General features: G+C 68.4%; 22 protein-coding genes and 1 tRNA gene. 6 read left to right on the plus strand and 17 right to left on the minus strand.

Annotated features, from left to right (window positions below; genetic code table 11):
* Positions 1-33: 33 nt before the first annotated feature.
* A complete protein-coding gene (locus tag NIE79_RS17165; RefSeq protein WP_091402451.1) occupies positions 34-429 on the minus strand; it encodes a transcriptional regulator in 396 nt (131 codons plus the stop codon).
* 1,333 nt (positions 430-1,762) lie between these two features.
* Between NIE79_RS17165 and NIE79_RS17170 the strand changes: the two genes are divergently transcribed.
* The gene (locus tag NIE79_RS17170) at positions 1,763-2,194 is read left to right on the plus strand and encodes a hypothetical protein (protein WP_238679523.1); all 432 of its coding nucleotides are present in this window, start codon (positions 1,763-1,765) and stop codon (positions 2,192-2,194) included.
* Here NIE79_RS17170 and NIE79_RS17175 read toward each other — a convergent pair.
* The 4 genes from NIE79_RS17175 to NIE79_RS17190 form a co-directional block, all read right to left on the minus strand.
* The gene (locus tag NIE79_RS17175; RefSeq protein WP_238679524.1) at positions 2,184-2,960 is read right to left on the minus strand and encodes a glycosyltransferase family 2 protein; all 777 of its coding nucleotides are present in this window, start codon (positions 2,958-2,960) and stop codon (positions 2,184-2,186) included. The two genes, NIE79_RS17170 and NIE79_RS17175, sit on opposite strands and share 11 nt — an antisense overlap.
* Complete coding sequence (locus NIE79_RS17180; RefSeq protein ID WP_238679525.1) at positions 2,948-3,769, minus strand: GntR family transcriptional regulator; 822 nt, start codon at positions 3,767-3,769, stop codon at positions 2,948-2,950. Before NIE79_RS17180 ends, NIE79_RS17175 begins: the two co-directional genes overlap by 13 nt.
* Before the next feature lie 149 nt (positions 3,770-3,918).
* Complete coding sequence (locus NIE79_RS17185; protein WP_238679526.1) at positions 3,919-4,149, minus strand: precorrin-4 C11-methyltransferase; 231 nt, start codon at positions 4,147-4,149, stop codon at positions 3,919-3,921.
* Between the two features lie 91 nt (positions 4,150-4,240).
* Positions 4,241-4,576: a hypothetical protein gene (locus NIE79_RS17190; RefSeq protein WP_238679527.1), complete on the minus strand. Its 336-nt coding sequence runs from the start codon at positions 4,574-4,576 to the stop codon at positions 4,241-4,243.
* Positions 4,577-5,127: 551 nt separating this feature from the next.
* Here NIE79_RS17190 and NIE79_RS17195 point away from each other — a divergent pair.
* Both NIE79_RS17195 and NIE79_RS17200 read left to right on the plus strand, forming a co-directional pair.
* A complete protein-coding gene (locus NIE79_RS17195) occupies positions 5,128-5,550 on the plus strand; it encodes a GntR family transcriptional regulator (protein WP_238679528.1) in 423 nt (140 codons plus the stop codon).
* 419 nt (positions 5,551-5,969) lie between these two features.
* Positions 5,970-8,465 (plus strand): tetratricopeptide repeat protein, encoded by a 2,496-nt coding sequence (locus NIE79_RS17200; RefSeq protein ID WP_238679529.1) that lies wholly within the window; start codon positions 5,970-5,972, stop codon positions 8,463-8,465.
* A 91-nt stretch (positions 8,466-8,556) separates the two neighbouring features.
* Here NIE79_RS17200 and NIE79_RS17205 read toward each other — a convergent pair whose 3' ends face one another.
* On the minus strand, positions 8,557-10,071 hold the full coding sequence (locus NIE79_RS17205) for a protein kinase domain-containing protein (protein WP_308193186.1): 1,515 nt from the start codon (positions 10,069-10,071) through the stop codon (positions 8,557-8,559).
* Positions 10,072-11,653: 1,582 nt separating this feature from the next.
* A tRNA-Tyr gene (locus NIE79_RS17210) sits at positions 11,654-11,737 on the minus strand.
* Positions 11,738-11,884: 147 nt separating this feature from the next.
* Here NIE79_RS17210 and NIE79_RS17215 point away from each other — a divergent pair.
* On the plus strand, positions 11,885-12,379 hold the full coding sequence (locus tag NIE79_RS17215; protein WP_124774541.1) for a YajQ family cyclic di-GMP-binding protein: 495 nt from the start codon (positions 11,885-11,887) through the stop codon (positions 12,377-12,379).
* A gap of 161 nt (positions 12,380-12,540) precedes the next feature.
* On the opposite strand, the gene NIE79_RS17220 is transcribed toward NIE79_RS17215, so the two are convergent.
* From NIE79_RS17220 to NIE79_RS17255, 8 genes are all read right to left on the minus strand, one after another.
* Positions 12,541-13,800 (minus strand): MFS transporter, encoded by a 1,260-nt coding sequence (locus tag NIE79_RS17220; protein ID WP_238679530.1) that lies wholly within the window; start codon positions 13,798-13,800, stop codon positions 12,541-12,543.
* A 147-nt stretch (positions 13,801-13,947) separates the two neighbouring features.
* On the minus strand, positions 13,948-14,823 hold the full coding sequence (htpX, locus tag NIE79_RS17225; RefSeq protein ID WP_196919843.1) for a zinc metalloprotease HtpX: 876 nt from the start codon (positions 14,821-14,823) through the stop codon (positions 13,948-13,950).
* Between the two features lie 115 nt (positions 14,824-14,938).
* Entirely contained in the window at positions 14,939-16,438 is a 1,500-nt protein-coding gene (locus tag NIE79_RS17230) for an NADH-quinone oxidoreductase subunit N (protein WP_238679531.1), read from the minus strand.
* Complete coding sequence (locus tag NIE79_RS17235; protein WP_238679532.1) at positions 16,435-17,943, minus strand: complex I subunit 4 family protein; 1,509 nt, start codon at positions 17,941-17,943, stop codon at positions 16,435-16,437. Before NIE79_RS17235 ends, NIE79_RS17230 begins: the two co-directional genes overlap by 4 nt.
* Positions 17,944-17,998: 55 nt before the next feature.
* Positions 17,999-19,930, minus strand: a complete 1,932-nt coding sequence (locus tag NIE79_RS17240) for an NADH-quinone oxidoreductase subunit 5 family protein (protein ID WP_238679533.1) — start codon at positions 19,928-19,930, stop codon at positions 17,999-18,001.
* Positions 19,927-20,289, minus strand: a complete 363-nt coding sequence (gene nuoK, locus NIE79_RS17245; RefSeq protein ID WP_238679534.1) for an NADH-quinone oxidoreductase subunit NuoK — start codon at positions 20,287-20,289, stop codon at positions 19,927-19,929. The genes NIE79_RS17240 and nuoK overlap by 4 nt, the downstream gene beginning before the upstream one ends.
* Complete coding sequence (locus NIE79_RS17250; RefSeq protein ID WP_238679535.1) at positions 20,286-20,846, minus strand: NADH-quinone oxidoreductase subunit J family protein; 561 nt, start codon at positions 20,844-20,846, stop codon at positions 20,286-20,288. The genes nuoK and NIE79_RS17250 overlap by 4 nt, the downstream gene beginning before the upstream one ends.
* A 25-nt stretch (positions 20,847-20,871) precedes the next feature.
* A complete protein-coding gene (locus tag NIE79_RS17255; protein ID WP_308193187.1) occupies positions 20,872-21,468 on the minus strand; it encodes a NuoI/complex I 23 kDa subunit family protein in 597 nt (198 codons plus the stop codon).
* Positions 21,469-21,572: 104 nt separating this feature from the next.
* Between NIE79_RS17255 and NIE79_RS17260 the strand changes: the two genes are divergently transcribed.
* On the plus strand, positions 21,573-22,145 hold the full coding sequence (locus NIE79_RS17260) for a Uma2 family endonuclease (protein WP_238679537.1): 573 nt from the start codon (positions 21,573-21,575) through the stop codon (positions 22,143-22,145).
* On the opposite strand, the gene NIE79_RS17265 is transcribed toward NIE79_RS17260, so the two are convergent.
* Complete coding sequence (locus tag NIE79_RS17265) at positions 22,126-22,554, minus strand: ester cyclase (protein ID WP_112700493.1); 429 nt, start codon at positions 22,552-22,554, stop codon at positions 22,126-22,128. The genes NIE79_RS17260 and NIE79_RS17265 overlap by 20 nt on opposite strands.
* Positions 22,555-22,634: 80 nt before the next feature.
* On the opposite strand from NIE79_RS17265, the gene NIE79_RS17270 reads away from it, so the two are divergent.
* Positions 22,635-23,654 carry a glutathione S-transferase family protein gene (locus tag NIE79_RS17270; RefSeq protein ID WP_238679538.1) on the plus strand — a complete coding sequence of 340 codons (1,020 nt, stop codon included), beginning with the start codon at positions 22,635-22,637 and terminating at the stop codon, positions 23,652-23,654.
* A gap of 125 nt (positions 23,655-23,779) precedes the next feature.
* Here the strand turns inward: NIE79_RS17270 and NIE79_RS17275 are convergent, their stop codons facing one another.
* Entirely contained in the window at positions 23,780-24,742 is a 963-nt protein-coding gene (locus NIE79_RS17275; RefSeq protein WP_238679539.1) for a complex I subunit 1/NuoH family protein, read from the minus strand.
* Positions 24,743-24,885: the final 143 nt, after the last annotated feature.

Raw genomic sequence — 24,885 nt, forward strand, 5'->3', positions numbered from 1 at the left:
AAGACCTGACAGCCCCGCCCCCACCAGATGCAGCTACTGCGCCGCCTTCGTGGCCACGCCCGCCGGGGCACGCATCCCGGTCGCCCGCAGCGAATACGCCATCCGACCGTTGTTGCCCACGTACGGCGTGACCGTCATGCCGTCGAACTCCACCGCCTCGAACAGGCCACCCGTCGGCGGCACCGGCTGGTAGTCCGCCGAGATCTTCACCGTCGTCTCCCGCGACCGCTTCCCCAGCTCCGGATCCAGATCCATCACCCGGACCTGCCACACCCGCTGGCCGGTCAACTTGTCCTTCGCCGGGCTACGCCGGCCCGTCTTCTCGTCGTAGTCCTCGACCTCGCCCAGAGACTCGGGCACCAACGCGCACCCCGCCGGGAACACGTCCTCACACCGCACCGCGAACCTCGTGCCGCCTCGCAGAGCCATCGCTCAACCTCCAACTTGTTAACTTGTCTGCCAAGTTGCGTCCAAGGTAGACGGCACTTGGCAGACAAGTCAACAACAAGCCGCCGAGGTGGGCCGACACCACCAACCGGCAGCGAGGACACCGCCCAGAGATCGGCAGAGACCGCACCAGCAAGTCAGGGCACGGGTACGGGAGGACAAGCTGATCGACGGCTGGCGGCACGCTCTTGCGCCCACCACCTGCAGTGAGCGTGGCCCTAGCAGCTGCGCAGGGAACAGAGTCAGGCACTGCGGTCGGAGCCATATAGGAGCAACGCAGCTCGAAGGCTCCCCCTGCTCACGCCCGCCAAGCGACGCCTCATGAGCGAGCATGCATGCAAACAAGCATGCAAACCTGTTTGTAAACTTGTTTGCAAACTTCTCTAGGTTCGCGCTGCACCCGCCCACGGCCTTGCTTGCTTGCTAGCTTGCTAGCAAGCCCGTACCGGACACCTGCCGTCTGGCCGAACAGTCACCAGCGTTGTCGACCGATCGGGCGCCTGCGATGTCGCCAAGCTTGCTGCCGACGAAGGTCTGCTTGATACTGCAACTGCTGTACGCAACGCTGCAACGACCACTGCAAGGAACACTGTAAATATTGCTGTAGCTGATACTGCAAGGATTACAGTCGCTGATACTGCAACTGTGGCAGAGTGACGAGCAGCGCAGAGTGTTATACGCTTGGTTTTAGAAGTTGGGAAGCGTTGAACGTTCAACGCACCCACGCTCAGGAGTCTGCGTTCACGTAGTTGAGTGGGCGCAGAGAAAAGGGGCCCCCGCTGCGCCGGTAAGCTAACGCGGGAGCCCCACCTGGGGGCCGGGTCACCTACTAGGTGGCCTGGCCTCCAGACCCATCCCTGAAGTGAGTGATCAGCGAAACCACGGCGATGCCCAACCTGACAACCCAGGTCAGAGCCTTAACGCCGCACTGCCGCAGCCAACCACGCCTCCTGCGGTTTCGGCCTCGCACCTGCCGAGGCTTGGACCGCTTCCGGGATCGAGCCATGCTCCACCACCTCACGCGAACTCGGTGTGATCGCCGTTCTTGATCTTGGCGATTCATCGGTTTTGCGTCGCTCGGGCAGCCGATTATGACTCGCGATAATCATAGACACATCGGCGCCAGGAATTGCAACCGGACTCAGCGGAAGCTTCGACTCTAAGACTATTCAGCCCGGACTTTGAGCCCGCACCGTGTCGGTGCTTGACGGCAGCCTACGCCTGTTGTATCGCGCACTCTCCGTGCTGCAGACAATGCATCGCCTCCCGCTTGAACTCCTCTCCGCCGGGTACCGGAGCAGTTGTGGCAGAGCAGATGGAACGGCGTTCGGTCGACGAGGCACACTCGCGGCCGGCCGGGGTGGACGACACGACGGTGGAGGCTCTCGGCGAGTTGAGCAAGGCACTGGAGACGATCCATCGGGTGCGAGGGCACCTCTACTCGGCGCACCAGCTCGTCGGCGGCGCGGATCTCACCCTCGACCGGGTGGTGAAGCTACTTCGCGAGGCCGGACATGACGAGATGGCCGACCGGGTTGCGCACGAGCTGATGGGGCGGAACCTGCTACCCGGCCGGTGGACCTTCCAGATCATGGAGGAGTTCGACGACGGCTACTACGCCGCGTTCCAGGAGATCGAGCGGGACGCGCGGGAGAAGCTGGCGGGCGGTCGGCGGCACATCTTTGAAGCGGAAATGAAGGAGCGGCGCCGCACCCACGGGATGCCGGGGCACGAGGCTACGCCGTAGCGCTGCCGTCGAAGCCGTTCGGGATCATCGAGGTCAGGGCGTTGGCTCGGGCCTCAATGATCCTCATCCGTGCCTGGTACTCGGCCGGTTCCCGGTGTGCGGACTGGCTGGTGACCTGTCCGGGCCACTTGCGATAGAGCAGGCCGTACTCCCGGGTGAAGTAGCCCGCGGTGACCGCGTTGGCTGCAAGCAGGAGGCCGGTGTCCTCGGAGGCGGGCAGGGCCATCCAGCCGCCCAGGGCGAAGACGAGATCCCGCCGCAGGCACAGGGTCGCCGGGTGCACCGATGCTCGGTAGTCGTTGGTCTTCCAGAACGTCAGGACCGCACCGCGGTCGATGACTCCGCCGGCCGGATCCTTGTCCCATCCGGCGGTCGAGCCGTCCGGCAGCAGGTCGAGTACCCGCGAGGTGGTCCAGCCGATCTGCGGGTGCGCGTCGAACGCGGCGATGTCCCGAGTGAGCGCGCCGGGAGTCAGCTGATCGTCGGCGTCCAGGACCTTGATGAGGTCCCCGGAGACTCGGGAGAGCGCGAGGGTACGGGCAACACCAGGCCCACCGGGACGGCCGGTGCCCAGACTGATCCGGGGATCATCGGGCAGCGCGTCGACCAGGGCGCCGGTCTGCCCGTCCTCCTGGACGAGCCATTCCCAGTCCCAGCCGTCAGGCATCTCCTGCTTGGCCAACGACTCGTAGGCGCCAGGCAGGTGCTCGATGCTGGGCGCGTGGACCGGGGTGATGACCGAGACGAGCTGCGTCAAGTTTTCCACCGCTGGAGTCTGTGGGAGTAGACAAGCTCGGTGCGGTCACCCGGCATCACCACATCGGCGACCTCGACGACCCGGCCGGTGGTGTCGGTCGAGGTCTTTCGCACGGTGAGCACGGAGACGCCCGGGTCGATGTCCAGCAACTCGGCCTCATCCGGCGACGGCGGACGCGCCCGGATCTCGTCGTCGATCCGATCCAACTCGATACCCAGCGTGTAGAGCTGATGCTGCGTGCCCCCCGGCCACGGTTCCTTGCCCGCGTCGAGCAGGTCCAGGTTCGCGGCCACCAGGTCGTAGGGCAGGTAGGAGTACGACACGGTCAACGGCGCGTTCTCGTGCCGCGACGACGTCCAGTAGACCCGGCGCAGTAGCGGCGCACCCGGCTCGACCTGCAAGGCCGCCGCCATCTCCGCATCCGCCTCCACCCGAGAGTATTCGGCGTGGAACTTCAGGTCGTCGACAGTCAGGCCGGTGTCGTGTTCGGTGGCGCCAGTCTTCAGCCGCTCGTCCTCGTCGAGCAGGACGCGATCCTTCTCCCACTGGTACCGCTCGGTGTTGCGACGGCGTACCCGCTGGCGGGGTGCCCGCACGTAGGTGCCGCGCCCCTGCTCCGCGCGGACCAGGCCCCATTCCCGGAGCTGCCGGATGGCGTTGCGGACGCTCGTTCGGGACAGGCCCGAGGTGTCGGCCAACTCGGTCTCGCTGGGCATCAGGGTGCCGGGGGCCAGTTCGCCGCTCACGATCTTCGCCCGCAACTCCTCCGCGAGTTGCAGGTAGCGAGGGCGCCAGTCCCGGCCTTGCACACCGGTCACCGTACCCCCTAGACGTTCCAACGTCTGCCAGGTGGTGCCGCCAGCGGGCCGCTCAGGAACCGGCGGTACGGCTGCCGCTGCTCGCGGTGGCCGCGCAGGGCGCAGGCCAGGAGTACGAGGAACGGCTGAGCCCCGACGCGTATTGGCGTTCACCGCGTCTCTCCGGCCCGCTCGCCGCCTTCTGCAGGTGTCAGCATCTCCAGCTCGTCGATGAGCCGATCCACCTGCGCGGGCGACAGAAGCACGGTCTGCGTCGCGCCGTATCGGGTCGCATCGAGCTTCACAGCCAGGTCCCGGCGGGCGAACCGGTCGACGACCAGTTGGACGGTGACCCAGCCGGTCCGCTCCCGTCCAATGGTGGAGAGAAGCCCGCGGTGCATCGGGTCGTTCGGTCCACAGCCCCGACACCACACGGGGCACACGACCGGCGCGATCGACAACGGCGACCGGCCCTCTGGAATGGCAGCACCCTCACTCATCGCCGGCCACCTCTTGCCCGGTGACCTGGGCCAGTGATCCGCGAAGTTGCTCAACCAGTTGGGCCGCTTGCGGCAAGGACAACTCTGCCCAGGCGTTCCCAGCCCTGCACGTCACGTGCACGCCGACCATGGGACCACCCAGAGCCTCACTACTGATGAGGTACGTGACGACAAGGCCGCCCGCCCGACTGTCGCCCGCCCGTTGCATTGAGCCGCGATGACGGCGGGCCATATGCGTCATCACCGGCGGCACCAGGTAGCCGCAGCGATCGGGGGCGCACCAGTCCGGGTGGATCGTGACGGCGGCCGGCTTGTCCGTACGACTCATCGCGGCCACCGCCCGCCGTTGCCTCGAAAGAGTTGGGCCCGCGTCATCAAGGGCGCATACCGCAGCGCAGGAAATCCACGGGTGGCGTCCGTCGACCACCGCGGCGAGGAGGTCGTAGAAGCCGCGCGAGAACTCGACTGACCGACGCTGCTGGCACCCAGGGCAGATGGGCGCCTTCGGGACCAGCAGGACGAGAGCCAATGGTGTCGACGATGGGAGCCGGACATCGCACCTCCGCAGGTAGGCGGGGACCGGTGGCCAGCCACGGGGGAATGCGGCCGGCCACCGGCCCGGATGAGGGCGCGGCGCACCGCCCGACGCCGGACGGGTCGGGTATCGCCGAGCCAACTTGTATGCGCGACTACCGCAACCGGTCCGACAGGACGCCGCGCACCAGGTGCGACCAGAGCAGTCGCGAGACCACCCCTGACACGAGCCGTCACCCCAGCCGCACATCAAGAAACGTATCTACAAGTGGACGAGTTGTCTAGACGTCGAAACGGGTCACTTGGTTGGCACTTGGTAAGACAAGTGCCAGGTACGGTGAGCAGGTGCCCACCCCGCACCAGGGACAGCCCCGCTTCCGCGTCATCGCCGAAGAGCTGAGAGAACGCATCGAGAGCGGCGTCATCCCGCCCGGAGCCCTCTTGCCGGCCGAGAGCGCGCTCACCGCCGAATTCCGGGTAGCGCGCGGCACAGTTCGTCAGGCAATAGCCGCGTTACGCGAGACAGGCTTGGTCGCCACCGAACACGGCCGAGGAACCTACGCAACCCTCCGCCAGCACGAGCGTGGGCTAGACGAGGGTTCCGAGACGGAAACACAACAGCGCCAGGTCGCCGCTGACGCAGAGCTAGCAGCCCTTTTCGCTGTCGAGGTGGGCGCGGCCCTGATGGAACAACAGAGCCTCACTCGAACAAACGGAGCCGTCGGAACAGTCGTCAGAACCTACCGACTACTTCAGACAGAGCGGTAAAGCAGTCCGCACCTTCGATACGTCCTCAAGGCGGCCCTAAGCGGGCCGCCCGGGCGCGTGTCCGTCGCTCCGCTAGCGCACCGACTCCGCCCATGACACGCCGGGCGGCCGGCGCGGGAAGCGGAAGCCCAAGGGCCGCCGCAGAACAACAGGGTGTTGACCGGCATGGGGTTGGTGGCCGGCAGATGGCCGGGCCGCGCGTCCAGCACCGCGGCGTAAAGCACACTCCGGCCGCGCGGGAGAACTGGCGGCGATTACGGGGTTGCGGTAGTGCGCCTCCGGCGGGGGCGTCTCGGCTCCAGGATCGCACGGGGTCCGTGGGGGCTCACGGTCCCGTGGGGTGGCGGTACGCCATTCCCGTCTGCCATCGACCCGGGCAAGTCGAGCGGGTCGATGGCAGACGGGGCAGGTTCGGCGCGATGTTGTATACCGATAGTGAGCGCGGAGTGTCAGATACCGGTCTCTCCCAAGAACATCACGGTGGGCATCATGGTCAGATGGCCGGGTCACGGGTAGGGAAATCCCCATGGTTCTGGGGGCTGCTGGGCATCGCTGCGGTTGGGCTGGCTCTGGCCATCCGGCTTGATGCGGCGGGTTATTTTGCGGATGGGGGCCGCGCGGCGAAAGGCTGGGACTGGATCGAGCGCGCGTCCTGGCTCGCGGGCATAGTTGCCCTCCTGGTCACCACGGTTACCGCTCGTACGGCTGCCCAATCCCCAACGCCGCCGACCAATGCTGGACCGGCGCCGAGGGTCAATGCGTTGCCGTTGGTACGGGATGTCACCGCCCGGCAGGCATTGGGTGTTCATCCGGCGATCCCGCTGGACGCCACGGCGGACGACCGGTTGTCGGCGGAGTTGCCGTTGTATGTGCCTCGGGATCGTGACGTGGATGTGCGTACCGCGCTGACCCGGATGAGCGCCACTGGCGGTTTCTTGCTGTTGGTCGGACCGCCAGCTTCGGGTAAGACCCGGTGCGCCGCCGAGGCGATGCAGCAACTGCTGGGCAAGTGGCGGCTGTGTTTGTGGTCGGCGGGGCATGACCCGGAGTCTTTGCTCGATGCTGGCACCGTTCTCCGACGCACAGTAGTCTGGTTGGACGATCTTCACGAACTGTTGGAGCCCAGCGCATCGGTCACCGTCTCCACCTCAGCTGCGGGTGGCTCCAATCCTCGTCATCGTCGGTTGACGTCGGAGCTGATTCGGAGGCTGCTACTGCCGGAGAACGGGCCGGTCATTCTGATGGGCACGACCTGGCCGGAGAAACGGGACCGGTTTTCCGACATGCCGGACGCCGTTGAGGCGGACTTGTTCGCTGACGCTCGCAAGGTGGTCGGCATGGCCGAGCAGATCGACATGGTACCACTATTCTCCGAGGCGGAGTGGGACCGGGCAGTGGCGCTGAGCGGCGGTGATCCTCGGTTAGCCGAAGCCGTGGAGCACGGGAAAGGTCGAGCATTGCCGGCGACATTGGCCAGCGCCCGTGAGTTGATTCGGCGGTGGCGTCACGGCGGTGATGCATATGGGCAGGCGGTAATCTCCGCCGCCGTTGACGTCCGGCGTTGTGGGCACCCCGAGCCAATCCCTCTTTCTTTGCTAGAGGGCTTGGCCGAGCGCTACCTCACCGGATGGCATCGTGCCACTGCCGCACCGGATGCTTGGTTCAGTGAGGCGCTGGCATGGGCGTGTAGACCTGTACGCGGCGATATTTCTGCCCTGGCTCCGTCTGGTTCCAGCATTGGCATCGTCGACGGTTACCGAATCTCTGACATGCTTCTTGACCATGCCTCATTAGATCCGGAAATCGGTGCGGTGTCTGACAAAGTTCGGCGCTATGTAGCCGAGCATGCCGACGGCTTAGTCTGCTGGAACCTATTGGCGCGCGCTTATCAGGCGGGGAAGCTAGACATAGCCGAACTCGCCGGCCGGCGAGGTGCCCAGGCCGGCGACGCACGCAGCCTTTACAACTTGGGGGTTTTGCTGACCGGAAGTGGTCGGGTCGAGGAGGCGGAGGCGTTGTTCCGCCGGGCGGCCGACGCTGGCGACGTAGACGCGCTGAACAATCTAGGGGTTTTGCGAGCCGGAGCTGGTCGGGCTGAGGAGGCGGAAGCGTTGTACCGCCGGGCGATCGATGCTGGCCAAGTAAAGGCGCTGAACAACCTAGGGGTTTTGCGAGCCGGAGCTGGTCGGGCTGAGGAGGCGGAAGCGTTGTACCGCCGGGCAATCGATGCTGGCGACGTAGACGCGCTGATCAGCCTGGCGAACATGCTGGCCGAGGATGGTCGGGGTGAGGAGGCGGAAGCGTTGTACCGCCGGGCGGTCGACGCCGGCCACGTGAGAGCGCTGTTTAACCTGGCGAACTTGCTGGCCGAGGATGGTCGGCTTGAGGAGGCGGAAGCGTTGTACCGCCGGGCGGTCGACGCCGGCGACGTTTACGCGCTGAATAACCTGGCACTCCTGCTGGCCCGGGCCGGTCAGGTTGAGGAGGCGGAGGCGTTGTACCGCCGGGCGATCGATGCTGGACAGGTAGAGGCGCTGAACAACCTGGCGATCCTGCTGGCCGAGGATGGTCGGCTTGAGGACGCGGAGGCGTGGTACCGACGCGCGGCCGATGCCGGCCATTTGGACGCGTCATTCAACCTGGCGCTCCTACTGGCCCAGGGTGGTCGGCTTGAGGACGCAGAGACGTGGTACCGACGCGCGGCCGATGCTGGCCACGCCAACGCGCTGAACAACCTGGCGAACATGCTGGCCAGGCGTGGTCGGTTTCAGGAGGCAGAGGCGTTGTACCGGCGGGCGGCCGATACTGGTGATTTGATCGCGCTGAACAACCTGGCGACTCTATTGGCCGAACATGACAAAGCTGAGGCAGGCGGCCACGTCGCGAACCCTCCGGGCGAAGGACGATTCTTCTGAGCGGCTAATTGGGTGAGGGCTGCGATGCCCAAGGTTAGCTTGGCGCGTTATTTAGGGCACTCGGAGTGGTGATTGGGTGCTCGTGCGCAGACTAGCGCCTGCCAGAATCCTCCTCCAGGGCGTTAGCCCAGGCTTCGGCATCCGATGGAAGCCGCGAAATCATCTCATCAAGAAGGTCAGCTACAGAAGCCCTCTCTCCCGGCCCGCCCAAAACTGTTCTCCGCTGTTCAGACCATAAACCTCGGTGGCGCCCTCCCCAATAGGCGATGGACGAGCCGGCAATTAGGATAACTTCGGGATCAAGGCGAGGGATCGCCGCGAGACCAATCCATAGCTTTAACATTGGCGCTTTTTCGTGCACCTGAATGATCAGCCCTGCGGAGCGAGATTCCGGCGGATCTTCTCCCATGACCTGGGTTGTCGCAAGAACGCCTAGGTTCTCACTCAAGTAATCCGATGCGTCAACATCAAAATCACCGTACTTGCCGCCGTAAAAAGCCGTCACGGGAAGACCAGATGCACGGCACTGCCGACTGACAACCTCAGCCTCTTTTGCAAATTTGCTCATTAGCGCTTCAACCCTGTGCTTCCGATTCGCCTGACGCTCGTCTTCCGTCAACTGATACCGCACCGCTTCCTGTGCACGACGTACGAAGTCAGACAGATCTGCACCGGTGGCGACCGTACGCCTTGGTGCAGACCACTGGGTCAGCTCATCAGCAATACGTTCAGCAGACGGACGCCCCCGAGGATCCGTTCGCGTCATCGTTTCAAGCAGCCGCTCCAGTGAAGCCAAGCCTTTGTGAGTAGAGTAAGTTGTAAGCCTGAAGAGTTCAACGTCAAGACGATGCTCGCCTGGCAGAGGAAAGGCTTGGTTCGTGAGTAGAACCCAAAGCGTCTTGCCGAGGGAGTAAACGTCGGCCGCAGCACCATCGGCTGTGTGCGGGCTAAGTATCATCTCTGGTGCGAGGTAATGACGGGGACCCAGATTGACGGCACCCTCAGTCAACGGTTCAACGTTGGGGGCATCGACCAGGCCGAAGTCGCCAATCAGCCATCGCTCGTCGGACATATAGAGGTTATCGGGCTTCACGTCTCGATGGCTTACACCGATTGCGTGTATCGAAGCTAGCGTTTTAGTGATAGCGGCGATGGCGGAAACAACCACCTCGGCCGTCGGGTCCGGTCCCAGCGCGTCTCTAAGAGGCTGCGCGATCGGCATCGTAAGCCAAGCAGGATCCTTTGCGGTCGGCTCATCCGGAAGATGACTATCCAAGTACGGCAAGATCCCTGGCATGTCGCCCAGCAGGCGCAGCTGCTCGACCTCTCGTTGGAATCGAGCATAAGGTTCGCCTCGGCGAGCCCTAACGAGCTTCATGGCAACGCCGCCTGACGGCCCCCTTGCTCGCCAAACCTCGGCGTTGCCTCCGCTACCTAGGAGCTCAACAAGGACGTGACCACCTATTTCTTCCCCTGAGCGTCGCTGCGGCTTTCGTGACATGTGGGCTCCTGGCGGGCTAGCAAAACCAATGGATGCCACTTCGGCTTGAAGAAGATGAAGGAAAGGATCCCACACCGCTGCAATGCTGGACCGCCCCTCGGCCATCGCTGGGCCGTCAAACGCAACCAAGGACGACGGGCGACCGACCGGCGGCACCCCAAGGTGCAGCAGGCCAGCTGCGATGTGACAGCAGCTGGCCACCTGGGCGACGGACGAGTCGACCTCTACGCCGGACTCTGATGGCGCCTGGAGCTGCCAACGAACCCAAGCGGAGCCCTACTCTTTCGGGCCATGGACATTGCTGCCTTCGTCGTCTCACTGTTTGCACTTGCTGTCGCTTCCTCGAGCGCCTCCTACGCGCGACGACAAGCCAGGATCAACGACGACCGAAGGCGAGAGGAACGTTCACCGCGATACACAGCGGAGATCGAGGATGCGGGAGGTTGGTACCGCCTGTGGCTCCGGCTCGAATCCTCAGAGTCGATAGACGGGCTCACGGTGTCCGTGATTGACGATCGGACCGGGGTCTCCTTCACCCATGGCCAGAACGGCGTCGACCCCAGTCTCTCGTCTAGGCGCTTGCAGGCAAGCCATGGCCGGCTTGCCCCCGGGCAGGCAGCTGTGTGGAGGCTTGACCTAGATGACGCCCGGACCAGGAAGGTGTGGCTGCGCCTCGACAGCGAAGGCGCTCAAGCTCGGGACCGCTGGATGCAAACTCTTCTCGCCGAGGTGCCGGCCGAGATCGTTCTTCGCCACACATGAGGCGACAACCCGGACGGTTGCGGACTTCAACGGATCGCCTCACCGGCACAGGACCACCATCAGGACCAAGCCGTGCCCGCTCCCGGCGGCGGGGGGGGGGGGAACGCAGAGGCACAAGATAATGTCAAACGTCGTCAGTCAGCCACCATCGTTGGCAGCCCGAGGCGCGAAGTGAGCAGGCTCAGGCAGTGCCGGCCGAATGGGGTTATCCGCCAAGCGGCGTTGTCTTGGTCATGGGCAAGGGCATCCTCTGCAACGCTGACAACCGCGTCGGATGGTGGCACGCTGGCCGGGGCTGGTACGGATTAGCCTCCGAGGGGGCAGCCGTTCCCGGAGGGTGTGTACGTTACGCACAGAACTTGTAAGCGAGACGTCTTGCTTACCACTATCTTCCGCACGTGCCGCTCCCACGCTGCTGCCGATTTCTTCTTTTCTGGATCAAGGCGCCGCGCTTCGCGCGGCGCGGGCGGTGAGCCGGCCGGCGGCAAGCCGCCCCGGCCGCCTCCGGCGCCGGGGCGGAGAGCCACCGACTGCCGCCGGACCGCCGCCCCCGAGCTCCACTGATCCAGACCCAGCACGACCAAGGCCAGGCGGCACGGAAGCCGGCAGGTCGACCTGATCGAGGGCCAAGGCTTCCGACTGCCGCGCCAGTCCAACCCCGGGACTGGCTTGCCCCCGGGCTACCTACGCAGCCAGCTAAGCCCGCGGCAGCCTCAGCCGGTGCTCCAGGTGCGATCACGCCGGGCCAGCAACTCCCCGGAGCACGGGCGTTCGCAGCCCCCAGAGGAGCACTGAGAGGCAAGATCGACCTGCCCACCATCTGCCCACAACCAGTCGTCAACGGCTGGACTCAGCCGGACCCGGCCAGACAAACGACTACGGCCCCCGATCAGCATCTCTGCTGGTCAGGGGCCGTGTCTGCACCTGGTGGCGGGTAGAGGATTCGAACCTCTGAAGCTTTCGCGACGGATTTACAGTCCGCTCCCATTGGCCGCTCGGGCAACCCGCCAGGGCACCCCACCGCGTCGCAACGCGGCGGCGGAAGCAAGAATAGCGGCTCCCCCCGGTACCGATGCAAGCGGGTACGGTCAGGGGGTCGTGCCGCTGGTCGGCGGCCGACGGCAGGCCCAGACCGCCAGACAGCAGGAGCAGAAACATGGCAGCGAACCCGTCGTTCGACATCGTGAGCAAGGTTGACCGTCAGGAGGTCGACAACGCCCTTCGGCAGGCGGAGAAGGAGCTCGCGACGCGGTTCGACTTCCGCGGCACCGGCGCTGAGATCTCCTGGTCCGGCGAGGAGGCGATCGGTCTTCAGGCGGAGACCGAGGAGCGCGTCCGCGCCGCACTGGACGTGTTCAAGGAGAAGCTCGTCAAGCGGAACATTTCGTTGAAGTCGTTGGATGCTGGGGAGCCGCGCCCGTCGGGCAAGATTTTCAAGATCGACTGCAAGGTGATCCAGGGCATCGAGACGGACAAGGCCAAGGCCATCAGCAAGAAGATCCGCGACGAGGGCCCCAAGGGCGTGCAGGCGCAGATCCAGGGTGACCAGCTGCGCGTCACTGGCAAGAAGCGCGACGACCTTCAGGCCGTCATCTCGCTGCTCAAGGGCGAGGACTTCGGCGTCGCCCTCCAGTTCAACAACTACCGCTGAGGGTCACCCACCTCGGCCCCCAGCAGCGGTCCGGTCCCGGCTTAGATCGACTCGGGTTCCTGGAAGTCGGGGCATCCGGGCGACTGGAATACCGCGACTTTCAGGAACCCGAGTCGATCAAGTACACCCGACCGGAGGCACGGGCCGATTGGCCTACGCGTTCAGACGGTGACGGGGCGTTCGGTGCGTACCGCAGTGGTTTCCGCTCGGGCGATGGGCCCGGCGGGCAGTGCGGCGACCGCGGCCCCGACGGCGACCGCCGCCCCGGCGAACAGGAACGCCCAGCGGACGCCGCCGGCGTGATCCACGATCACGCCGGCCGCCGAGCCGCCGGCGGCGCTCGCCGCCACCGCGACGGTGACCACCCAGGTGTACGCCTCGTTCAACATGCCGGTCGGGGCGATCCGGCCGACAAGTGTGTTCTCCAGGGTCAGCGCGGGCGCGATGGTGGCCCCACCGGCGACCAGCGCGACACCCAGCGCGAGTGGGGTGGGCATCACCGCGAACACGGCGAAGGTGGCTGCCAGCGCGCCGAGCAGCAGGGCGAACTGCCGGGTCATGTTCGGTGCCGGCTTGCGGACGCCGAACCAGAGCCCACCGATGGCGCTGCCGACCCCCCAGACCGCGAGCAGCACACCGGCGAGGCTCTCCGGGTCGTCGGTGGTGTGGTCGCTCGCGAACGCCGGAACGATCACTCCGGCGGCTCCGAATGCGATGCCCAGGCCGGCGACGCAGATCAGCAGGGCCGGGAAGCCGGGGACCCGCAGTGGGCCCAGCCCGCGGGCGTGGTGTTCCTGCGGGTGCGGACGCCAGCCGCGCATGACCCGGCCGAGGGCCACGGCTGTCGTGCCGACCAGGGTGACCACTGCCGCACCGATCAGCGCGGCCGCCGCGTCGGCGACGAGGACGAAGCCGGCGACGAGCAGCGGGCCGAGGACGAAGACGATTTCGAACAGCGTGGTCTCGGCGGCCAGGGCGGTGTTGCGCAGGTGGTACCGGCCGGAGTTGGGGCCGGTCAGGTCGTTCCAGGCGCCTCGGATGGCGGCGGTGAGCGGCGGGTAGGTGGCACCTGCCACGCCTGCGGCGAGGTAGATGGCGGGGAGAGCGTCGTCGCCGGAGCGGCTGGCCAGCAGCAACCCGATGAGTGCCAGCGGGTGGGCTACTGCGGTGAGCAGCAGGACGGGGCTGGGGCCGACCCGGTCGGCGATTCGTCCGGCAACCGGGCTGAGCGCGGCACCGGCGAGGGCGTAGATGCCGCCGGCGATGGCGGCCAGCGAGTAGCGCCCGGTCACCTGCTCGACCACCAGGAGCAGCGCCAGTGGGGTCATGCCGATTCCGAGCCGCCCGATGATGCCGGTGATCAGCAGCATGGGCGCGCCGGGGATCCGCCAGACACCCAGGTACTGACGCAGCGCGGTCACCGTGAACCTCCCAAAGATGTAATGAGCGTGGGCCGTTATGACCCTAACGCCGCCGCCTGACCGGAAGACAGCGGAATAGGTCTCCGACACAGCGATCCGCCCGTACCCGGCGCTGCCGGGTACGGGCGGAGGCGGTGGACTAGCGGATCAACGCTGGAACTGCACCGGCCCCGCGTTGCGGGCCATCTGCTCCAGCCGGGCGACGCGGTCCTCCATCTTGGGGTGGGTGGAGAAGAGCGCCGCCATGCCGCCACCCCGGAACGGGTTGGCGATCATGAGGTGGGCGGTGCTGGTGAGCTGGCCCTGGGCCGGCAACGGCCGACGCCGGGCCACCGCGTCGATCTTGCGGAGCGCGCTGGCCAGGGCCAGCGGGTCGCGGCTCAGCTCGGCGCCGGAGGCGTCCGCCTGGAACTCGCGGCTCCGGCTGATCGCCAACTGGATCACAGTGGCCGCGATCGGGCCCAGGATCAGCGTGAGCAGCAGCACAGCCGGGTTGGGCCGGTCCTCGTCGTCCCCGCCGCCCAGCGGGATGAAGAAGGCGAGGTTCGCCAGCAGGGTGATGATGCTGGCCAGGCCGGCCGCCACGCTGGAGATCAGGATGTCCCGGTTGTAGACGTGCGACAGCTCGTGCCCGATCACGCCGCGCAGCTCGCGGTAGTCGAGGATCTCGGTGATGCCCTGGGTCACGCAGACGGCCGCGTGCTGCGGGTTGCGACCGGTGGCGAACGCGTTGGGCTGCGAGGTCGGGCTGACGTAGAGCCGCGGCATCGGCTGCCGGGCGTCGGTGGCCAACTCCCGGACCATCCGGTACAGCTCGGGGAACTGTGCCTCGGTGACCGGTTGCGCCCCCATCGAGCGCAGTGCGAGCTTGTCGGAGTAGAAGTAGGTGACGCCGTTCATGACCAGAGACACGACGACGGCGATGACCAGGCCGCCGCTGCCGCCGAACCAGTAGCCCACCGCCAGGATCAGGGCGCTGAGCAGGCCGAGCAGCGCTGCGGTCTTCAGACGGTTGTGGTGCACGATGTCTCCTTCGGTGCACGGATCGCCGGGATCCGCTGACCGGTCCAACAACCCGGTACCCGCCAACCATCCGTCTCAACGCTGAGAGTTGACTGAGACCGGGGCCCAGGTGGGGTCAGCGCCTGGCCAGGTCGAGCACCAACTGCGGGGCGACGCCGAGCACCACGGCGGCCACCGTCGCCACCGCCAGCACCACCGCCACCACGCCCACCACGGGTACGCCCGACGCTCCGCCACCGGCGAGCGCCGCGGCCGGGCCGGGAGTCGTCGTCGGTGCCCAGAGCGCGGCGGTCACCCGCAGGTAGTAGGCGAGCCCGATCACGGCGTTCAGCGCCACCACCAGCGCCAGCCAGGCCGCGCCACCGTCCAGCAGTGCCCGGACCACTGTCACCTTCGCGAACAGGCCAGCCAGCCCTGGCGGCAGACCAGCCAGACCCACCAGCGCGAGACCGAACGCCGCAGCTCGCCACGGGTGCCGCCGGGCTGCCCCGCGCAGGTCGTCCAGCGTGCCTCCGTCAGCACCCGCCGGCCGCAGCGCTGTCACTCCCGCGAACGCCGCCAGTTCCAACACCACGAAGAAGACGGCGTACGCCACGGCGGCCGCGTATGCGGCGGACCGTGCCTCGTCCGTGCGCCCGGCGGCCAGTGCCAACGCTCCCAGCGGGGCGAGGATGTACCCGGCCTGCGCGACGGACGACCAGGCGAGCAGCCGGACGGTCCGCCGCTGACGCAGGGCGACCAGGTTGCCGACGGTCATGGTGAGCACGGCGAGCAGGGCGAGCACCGGACCGGTCTGGTCCGCCGGCAGCGCCCGCTGCACCACGGCGAGCAGGGCGACCAGGCCGCCCAGCTTCGACGCGGTGGACAGGTACGCGGCCACCGGCAGCGGCGCCCCGTCGTAGGTGGCCGGCGCCCAGGCGTGGAACGGCACCGCCGCCACCTTGAAGGCCAGGCCGACCAGCAGCACCGCCACAGCGGCGGTGGTCAACGGCAGGTCCCGCAGCTCCGGCTGCTCGGCGAGCAACGCGCCGAGCCGGTCCAGGTGCAGCCCACCGGTCACCGCGTACAGCAGCGCCGCGCCGAGCAGGGTCAGCGTTGTCGCCACCACGCTGACCACGAAGAAGGTCACCGCCGCTTCGGCGCTCGCGAGACTCCCCCGGCGCAGGCCGACCAGCACGTACAGCGGCAGGGTCAGCGTCTCCAGGGCGACGATCAGCGTGATCAGGTCGCCGGCCGCGCCGAGCACCACGCCGCCGGTCATCGAGCAGGCCAGCAGGAAGGCGTACTCCCCGACCGGTGACCGCCCGGCCCGCAGCGCGGGCACCGACAGCCCGAGCACGCCGAGGGTGAGCAGCGCGACCACCACGCCGACCAGTGCCGCGCGACCGCCGAAGACCCAGGAGCAGTCGGCGCCCACGCAGAACGTCCGCCGCTCGGCACCCGCCCCGACCAGCGCGGAGCCGACGGCGGTGCCGAGCGCGCCGAGCGCTGCCACCGCGATCGTGGCCCGTGGCCGGGCCACGATCAGATCGGTGATGAGCACGAGCACGGCAGTGCCGGCGGCCAGGTAGGCCGGCAGCAGCGCGACGCTGTCCACACTCTGCACGACGTTCATGGTTTGACCACACCGATCAGGGCGTCGACGGGGGCCTCGGCGACGCCGAGGACCAGCGTCGGCGCCAACCCGATGGCCAACGCGAGCAGCACCAGCGGCACCCAGGCGGTCAACTCCGCACCGGCCAGGCCCGGGCCGACCTGACCGACGGCGGGACTCGGCCGGTTGTGGGTGACCTGGCGCAGCAACCGCAGGAAGTACGCGGCGGTGAGCGCCCCACCGACCGCCGCCAGCACCCCGAGCGTGGTCCAGAGCGGGCCGCCCACCTGCACGGCGGCGATCACCGCGAACGCTTCGCCCCAGAAGCCGGCCAGCCCGGGCAGGCCCAGCGACGCGATCGCCGCGAACGCGAGCAGACCCGCCAACCGGGGCGCGGTCTCCCGCAGCCCGGAGAGCTCGGCGAGGGTGCCGGTGCCGGTGCGGTCCTTCACCGCCCCGGCCAGGAAGAACAGCAAGCCAGTAATCACACCGTGCGCGACGTTGCCGATCAGCGCCGCCTGGATGCCGGTGGCGGTGAGCGTGGCGACGCCCAGCAGCACGAAACCCATGTGCCCCACGCTGGAGTACGCGATGAGCCGCTTCACGTCCGACTGGGCCAGGCAGACCAGCGAACCGATCAGGATCGCGGCGACGGCGAGCACGCCGAGCACCGGCGCCGCCCAACGGGCGCCCTCCGGCGCCACCCCCACCGCCACCCGGATCAGGCCGTAGGTGCCCATCTTGAGCAGCACACCGGCCAACACCACACTGCCCACGGTGGGTGCCTGGGTGTGCGCGTCGGGCAGCCAGGAGTGCAACGGCCACAGCGGGCTCTTCACCGCGAACGCCAACGCGAGCAGTGTGAACGCTGCCAACTGGGTGCCCCTGGACATGCCCGCACCACCGGTCAGCGTCACCAGGTCGGCGGTGCCGGCGGCGGCGACCACCACGTACACGCCGACCAGCAGCAGCACCGAGCCGAACAGCGTGTAGAGCGCGAACTTCCGGGCCGCCCGACGCCGGTCCGCGCCACCCCAGCCGGCGATGATCGCGTACATCGGCAGCAGGACGACCTCGAAGAAGAGGAAGAACAACACCAGGTCCAGGGCGAGAAAGGTGCCCAGGATGCCCACCTCGACCACCAACAGCAGCGCGACGAGCGCCCGGCCGCTGCCGCCGTCCGGCACCCGCCACATCGTGTACGCGCAGCAGAGCAACGTGAGCAGCGCGGTCAACACCACCAGCGGCCAGGAGATGCCGTCGACGCCGAGGTGCAAGCGCAACTCCAGACCGGGCACCCACTGCAGATCCAGTTGGTGCCACGGGCGCACCGCTGGCGCGCCCGCCGACCACGCGACCCAGCCTCGACCGCCGAACACCAACGGCACCGCGGCCAGCAGGGTCAACGCCGCCGCGACAGTGCCGACCAACCGGGCCGCCCGGTCCCGGGGCGTCGCCGCCACCGCTACCGCACCCAGCGCCGGCACCGCCAGAACAGCGACCAGCAACACCTGACCAAACGTCACTGGACCGCCTCTGTTCGCGACTGCGGGGCTCGCAAACCCGGCTCACTCCTCGCGCTCACTGGACAACTCCGATCAGGGCGGCGGCAAGGCCGATCAGCAGCGCGCCGGCCAGGACGCCGGCGGCGGCCCGGGGCAGCGCCGCGCGGTGCAGCGCGGCCAGCCCCGCGCCCAGACCGGACGCGGCTCGCCCACTGCCCTCGACCGCGCCGTCCACCACCACCTCGTCAGTCGTGCGCGCGGCGCGGGCAAGCGCGCGGACGGGACGTACCACAACTGCGTGCTGGACGTCGTCGAGCCGGAACGCGCTGGCGAAGACCGGCCGCAGCGGACCCAGCGCGGCGGCCGGGTCGGCGGCCCTGTCGCGCCGCCAGCCCAGCGTCACCAGCGCGGCGCCGAACAGCAGGAACGCGAGCGGCAGCAGCACCCCCGGCGCCAGGTGGACCAGGCCGTCCTCGGAGCCCGCCACCGGGACTGTGGGAAACCGCAGGCGGTCGGCGAACGCCCCGAGGAACCCGGCCAGACCGAGGAGCGCGGCCGGCACGGCCAGCAGCAGCACCGGCCAGCGCAGCACCGCCGGCGGGTCGTGTGGGCGGACCAGGGGCAGGCGCGGAGCGCCGAAGAAGGCGCGCAGCAGCAGCCGACCCGCGTACCAGGCGGTGACCGCCACGCCGACCAGCCCGGCGACCCAGACGATCCAGCCCACCCAGGAGGGGGCCGGGCCGGTGCCCTCCAGCGCGGCCGACTCGGCGACCGTCAGTACGCCGTCCTTGCTCCAGAAACCGGCCAACGGCGGCACCCCGGCCAGCGCGCCCAGGCCCACCACGGTGCACCAGAACGTCACCGGCATGCTGCGCCGCAGCCCACCCATCTCCGACATCAGTGTGGTGCCGACTGCGTGGATCACCGCGCCGGCGGCGAGGAACAGCAGCGCCTTGAAGGCGGCATGGGTCAGCAGGTGGAACAGCGCGGCCGACGGTGAGCCGACCGCCAGCGCGCCGGTCATGTAACCCAGCTGGGAGACAGTCGACCAGGCCAGCACGCGTTTGATGTCGTCCTGGGCGGTGGCGGCGAGCGCGCCGAGCAGCAGCGTGATCGCGCCGAGCACCCCCAACACGGTCAGCGTCACCGGCGCGGCGGTGAACAGCGGGTAGAGCCGGGCCACCGCGTACACCCCGGCGGCGACCATCGTCGCGGCGTGGATCAACGCGGAGATCGGGGTCGGGCCTGCCATCGCGTCCGGCAGCCAGGTGTGCAGCGGGAACTGCGCGCTCTTGCCGGCCACACCGGCGAGCAGCAGCAGGCCAGCGGCGGTCAACGTGGCGCCGGAGTGGTCGTGGGCGAGCACGTCGGCGATCCGGAAGCTGCCCGTCGACACACCCAGCAGTGCGATGCCGAGCAGGAAACCGACGTCACCGACCCGGGTCACCAGGAACGCCTTCATGGCGGCGGCGGGGGCGCCGGCCAGTCGGCGGTCGTGGGCGATCAGAAGGTACGAGCAGAGGCCCATCACCTCCCAGCCGACCAACAGCATGATCAGGTCGCCGGCGACCACCACCAGCAGCATGGCACCGGTGAAGAGGCTGATCTGGGCGGCGTAGGGCGGGTAGCGGTGATCCACCTCCACGTCGTCGTGGGGACCGCGTCGCAGGTAGCCGATCGAGTAGACCTGCACGGCCAGGGCGACAGCGGTGACCGCCACCGCTACCAGCGCGGCGGCGCCATCCAGCCGTACGCCGAGGGTCACCGCCAGCCCGCCGAAGTCGACCCAGGTGGCCGACGTTTCCGTCGGCCTGTCGACGGTGAGCAGCAGCGCCACGGCCAGCGCCAGCGCGCCGGCCGCACCGAGGACGCCGAGCGTCACCGCTGCCGTCCGGGCCCGGTCGCGGCCGGTCGCGCCGTCGCGCCGAGGGGCCGGCTGCAGCAGCAGACCGAGCAGCCCGGCGGCCAGCGGTACGGCGGGCAGCAGCGCCCCGAGCAGCCCGGTCACCGGCCCGCCTCCGCGTCCAGGACGACCGGCTCGCGCCCACCGACGGGATCCGGCGACTCGGTCAACGGCACGTCATCCACTGCGACTGTCGCCCGCAGCCGGTAGAGCTGAAGGACGATCGCCAGCCCCACCCCGATCTCGGCGGCGGCGAGGACGATGACGAAGAGCGCGAAGACCTGCCCCGAGTGCGGGAGCACGGCGCGGGCGGTGGTGTCCGCGGTGACCAGGATCAGGTTGACAGCGTTGAGCATCAACTCGACCGACATCAGCACCAGCACCGCGTTGCGGCGGCGCAGTACGCCGTACACGCCGAGGCCGAACAGCAGCGCGGCGGTGACGTACGGGATGACCGGCCTCACCGGCGCCCCCCGGGCTCGCTGTCGACCAGGTCGCCTGCCGTGCCGTCGCGGTGCGGGGCGGCTCGGCCGATGTCCGGCCGGGACAGCACGATCGCGCCCACCAGCGCGGAGAGCAGCAGCACCGAGAGCACCTCGAACGGCAGCACCCAGGATTGGAAGATCTGCTCACCCAGCCGCTCGGCCGTGCCGGCGGCGGGCAGCCTGACGGTGCTCCAGCGGTACGCGTCGACCAGCAGTGCGGTCAGCCCCAGCCCCGCGCCGCCACCGATCAGCGCGGCCGGCCAGCCGGGCCGGTCCAGGTCGTCGGAGGCGCCGATCGGGGCCCGGGTCAGCATCACCGCGAACAGCAGCAGGACCACCACCGCGCCCACGTAGATCAGCACCTGCACCCACGCCACCAGCTCGGCGCTGAGCACCAGGAAGTCACCTGCCAACGCGCCCAGGCACACCACCAGGTAGAGCCCGGCCCGGACCAGGTGTTTCGTGGTCACCACCAACACGCCGGCACCGACCGCCACCGCGCCGAGGGCGAGCAGCAGCACATCCGCCCCGGTCACCGGGCCGCCTTTCCGGCTCGGGCGCTCACGACGCCGGGTCCTGGTCGGCGTCGGGGCGTACCGCTGCCGGAGCGGGACGTGCGGCGGCCGCCTTGCGCGCGGCGGACGTTTCCTCCTTGGCCGGCTCGCCGTTCGGGTCGTGCGCGGGCGGCGGCGGGACGGTGGCCATCCACTGACCGAGGTGGTCCTTGTCGTGCAGCAGGTCCTTGATGTCGTACTCGGCGTACTCGAACTCCGGCGACCAGTAGAGCGCGTCGAACGGGCAGACCTCGATGCAGATGCCGCAGTACATGCAGAGCGAGAAGTCGATGTCGAACTTGTCGAGTACGTTGCGCTGGCGGGGGCGGGCGGCGCCGGGCACCACCACCTCCTCCTTGTGCGAGTCGATGTAGATGCACCAGTCCGGACATTCACGGGCGCAGAGCATGCAGACCGTGCAGTTCTCCTCGGACAGGGCGATCACGCCGCGCGAGCGCGGCGGCAGGTCAGGCGCCGTGTCCGGGTACTGCTGGGTGGTCGAACGGCTGGTCATCGTTTTGAGGGTGACCGCCAGCCCTTTCACCAGGCCCGCGCCGGGAAGGCCGCGTTCGCTGGTGTCGCCGCGCTCGCTGGGGTCGCTCATGTCGACCATCCTGCCCTGTGGCCACGGCGCGCGCGACCACCACCCACAGGTCGACGGCGGTACCGTGGTCGCGGGGAGAACGAACGCACCTGGAAGGACCCGCCATGACCGCCGCGCTGCAGAGCGACTACCCGCCCGAGAGCGGATGGACGACTGACGATCTGGACGCGCTGCCCGAGGATGGCCGCCGCCGGGAACTGCTCGATGGAGTGCTGCTGATGTCCCCCTCCCCCACCCGCACCCACCAGACCATTGCTGGCCACCTGATGGCCGCGCTCGACGAAGAATGCCCCGATGGCTACGACGTGACCCAGGCGGTCGAGGTGCGGATCAACCGCACCCGGTCCTTCATCCCCGACGTGCTGATCACCACGGCTGCCGCGGCGGCTCGGGAGCCGTCGAAGTACGAGCCGCACGAGGTGGTCCTTGCCATCGAGATCGTCTCACCGAGCACACGCTCCATCGACCGGGTGTTGAAGCCAGCGTTGTACGCCCAGGCCGGCATCCCCTACTACTGGCGGATAGAGACCGAAGCCGCGCTGGAGGTCGTTACCTACCGGATCGACGCGGTGAACGAGGTCTACACCGAGACCGGGCGGTGGACGAAGTTCGTCGACACCGGCGAGCCCTTTCCGATCAATCTGCCGATCAGCCGGATCACGCCCCGGGTCCGCTGACGACTGCCGGCGGGAGCATCTCGACGCCGAGTTGTTGCAGCAACTGGAACAGCTCGTTGCAGCTCCACACCTCGACGATCCGGCCCGCCGCGTCGAAGCGCAGGAACGTCGCCCCCGAGTAGCTGACCACCTGCCCGGTTGGCGGCACCGGCCCGAACTGCCCGGCGTGGGTGCCGGCGGCCCGCCAGTGCACGGCCACCCGCTCGCCGGCCGCGACCACGTCGACGATCTTGTAGCGGAGGTCCGGGAAGGCCGCCCGGCGCTCACGGTGCCAGGCCAACGTCGCCTCCGGCCCGGTGCCGCCCAGCCCCGGGCACTCCTCGGCGACCAGTTCGTACGCCGACTCCTCCTGGCGGGCATTCCACACATCGGCGATGAACCGCCGGGCCGCCGCCTCCACATCCGTCATGCCGGCAGGGTATCCGGGGCCCCTGCGCGCCGTAGATCCGCGAGGATGGGTAGCGACACTGACCAACCCGGGAGGGCGACGTGGGCGAGGAAAAAGGCGGCAAGTACGTCGAGCCGGGCGGCGAGTTCACCCGCGACCAGCGGTACATCGCCACCCGGATCACCGAGGACGGGCGCAACGGCTATCCGGTCGAGCCGGGCCGATACCGGCTGGCGGTCAGCCGGGCCTGCCCGTGGGCCAACCGACTGATCATCGTGCGGCGGTTGCTCGGTCTGGAGGACGCCATCTCGATGGCGGTGGCCGGCCCGACCCACGACGCCCGTAGCTGGACCTTCGACCTCGACCCGGACGGCCGGGACCCGGTGCTCGGCATCGAGCGCATCCAGGAGGCGTACTTCAAGCGCTTCCCCGGCTACGAGCGCGGCATCACAGTGCCGGCGATCGTGGACGTGCCGACCGGGCAGGTGGTGACAAACGACTACGCGCAGATGAGCCTGGACCTGTCCACGCAGTGGAGGGCGTACCACCGCGAGGGCGCCCCGCAGCTCTACCCCGAGCACCTGCGGGAGCAGATCGACGAGGTCAACGCCGTGGTGTTCCGGGACGTCAACAACGGCGTCTACCGGTGCGGGTTCGCGGGCAACCAGGAGGCGTACGACAAGGCGTACCACCAGCTCTTCGACCGGCTGGACTGGCTCACCGAGCGGTTGACCGACCAGCGCTACCTGGTCGGCGACACCATCACCGAGGCCGACGTGCGGCTGTTCACCACGCTGGTCCGCTTCGATCCGGTCTACCACGGCCACTTCAAGTGCAACAGGCAGAAGCTGAGCGAGATGCCGGTGCTGTGGGCGTACGCCCGGGACCTGTTCCAGACTCCCGGCTTCGGCGACACCATCGACTTCGACCACATCAAGCGGCACTACTACGAGGTGCACCGCGACATCAACCCGACCGGGATCGTGCCGCTCGGCCCCGACCTGTCCAACTGGCTCACCCCGCACGGCCGGGAAGCGCTGGGTGGCCGCCCCTTCGGCGACGGCACCCCGCCCCCACCCCCCGCAGAGCCGGTGAATCCCGCACACACCCCGCTGCGCTGACCCGCCCCCTCGCGCGCGTCGATCTTGCACATTCTGTCGCCGAAATGCCCCACTCGGCGGGATTTGACGGCACAGAAACTGCAAGATCGACGCGGGCGGGAGGGCGGCGCGGGGGCAGAGGGGTTCTACAGGGCGATGCGGACGGCGGCTGTCAGGACCAGTTGGGCCAGGGAGGCGGGGACCAGAACCAGCCAGCAGAGGCGTTGGAGTTGGTCCTCGCGTAGCCGGGGGTAGGACACCCGGAGCCAGATGATCACGAAGGACACCGCGAAGATCTTGAGCAGCGTCCAGAGCCAGCCCAGCTGGTCGTCGGCGAACGGGCCCTGCCAACCACCCAGGAACAGCACTGTGGTCAGCGCGGCGATCACCACGATGCCGACGTACTCGGCGAGCAGGAAGAACGCGAACCGCAGACCGGTGTACTCGGTCATGTAGCCGAAGACCAGCTCCGAGTCGGCCACCGGCATGTCGAACGGTGGCCGGCGGATCTCGGCCAGACCGGCAACGAAGAAAATGATCATCGCGGGTGCCTGCCAGAGCAGCCACCACGGCTGCCACGCCTCGACGATGCCCGACAGGCTGAGCGTGCCCGCCGCCATCGCCACCGACGCGGCGGCCAGCACCAACGGCAGCTCGTAACCGAGCAACTGGGCCGCCCCGCGCAACCCGCCCAGCAGGCTGTACTTGTTGGCCGACGCCCACGCCGACATCAGCACCGCCACCACCCCGACGCCGACCACGGCCAGCACGAAGAAGAGGCCGATGTCCAACGGTTGCCCGACCAGGTCGTTCGGACCGAGCGGAATGACCAGCAACACCAGCAGGTAGGGCACCAGCGCCACCGCCGGCGCCAACCGGAACACCGCCCGGTCCGCCTCACGCGGCGTGATGTCCTCCTTCTGCACGAACTTGACCCCGTCGGCCACCAGCTGCGCCCAGCCGTGGAAGCCGCCCGCGTACATCGGGCCGAGCCGGCCCTGCATGTGCGCCATCACCTTGTGCTCGGCCTGGCCGACAAGCAACGGCAGGGTGAGGAACGCGACCAACACGCCGCCGATCCGGAGCACCAACTCCACCCAGAGCGGCATCAGGCCGTACCCCCGTCGTGGTCGCCCCGGCCGTCGCGGCCCGGCGGGTCCGCGATCGGCTCGCCAGCCGACGCGGCCGGGCCTGCGTCGGGCGCAGGCTCGGCGGCTGGGGCCGGGCCGTCGGTGGCGCCGGCCGGCCGGGG

This window comes from Micromonospora trifolii (genome assembly GCF_022229005.1).
Taxonomy (GTDB): Bacteria; Actinomycetota; Actinomycetes; order Mycobacteriales; family Micromonosporaceae; genus Micromonospora; species Micromonospora trifolii.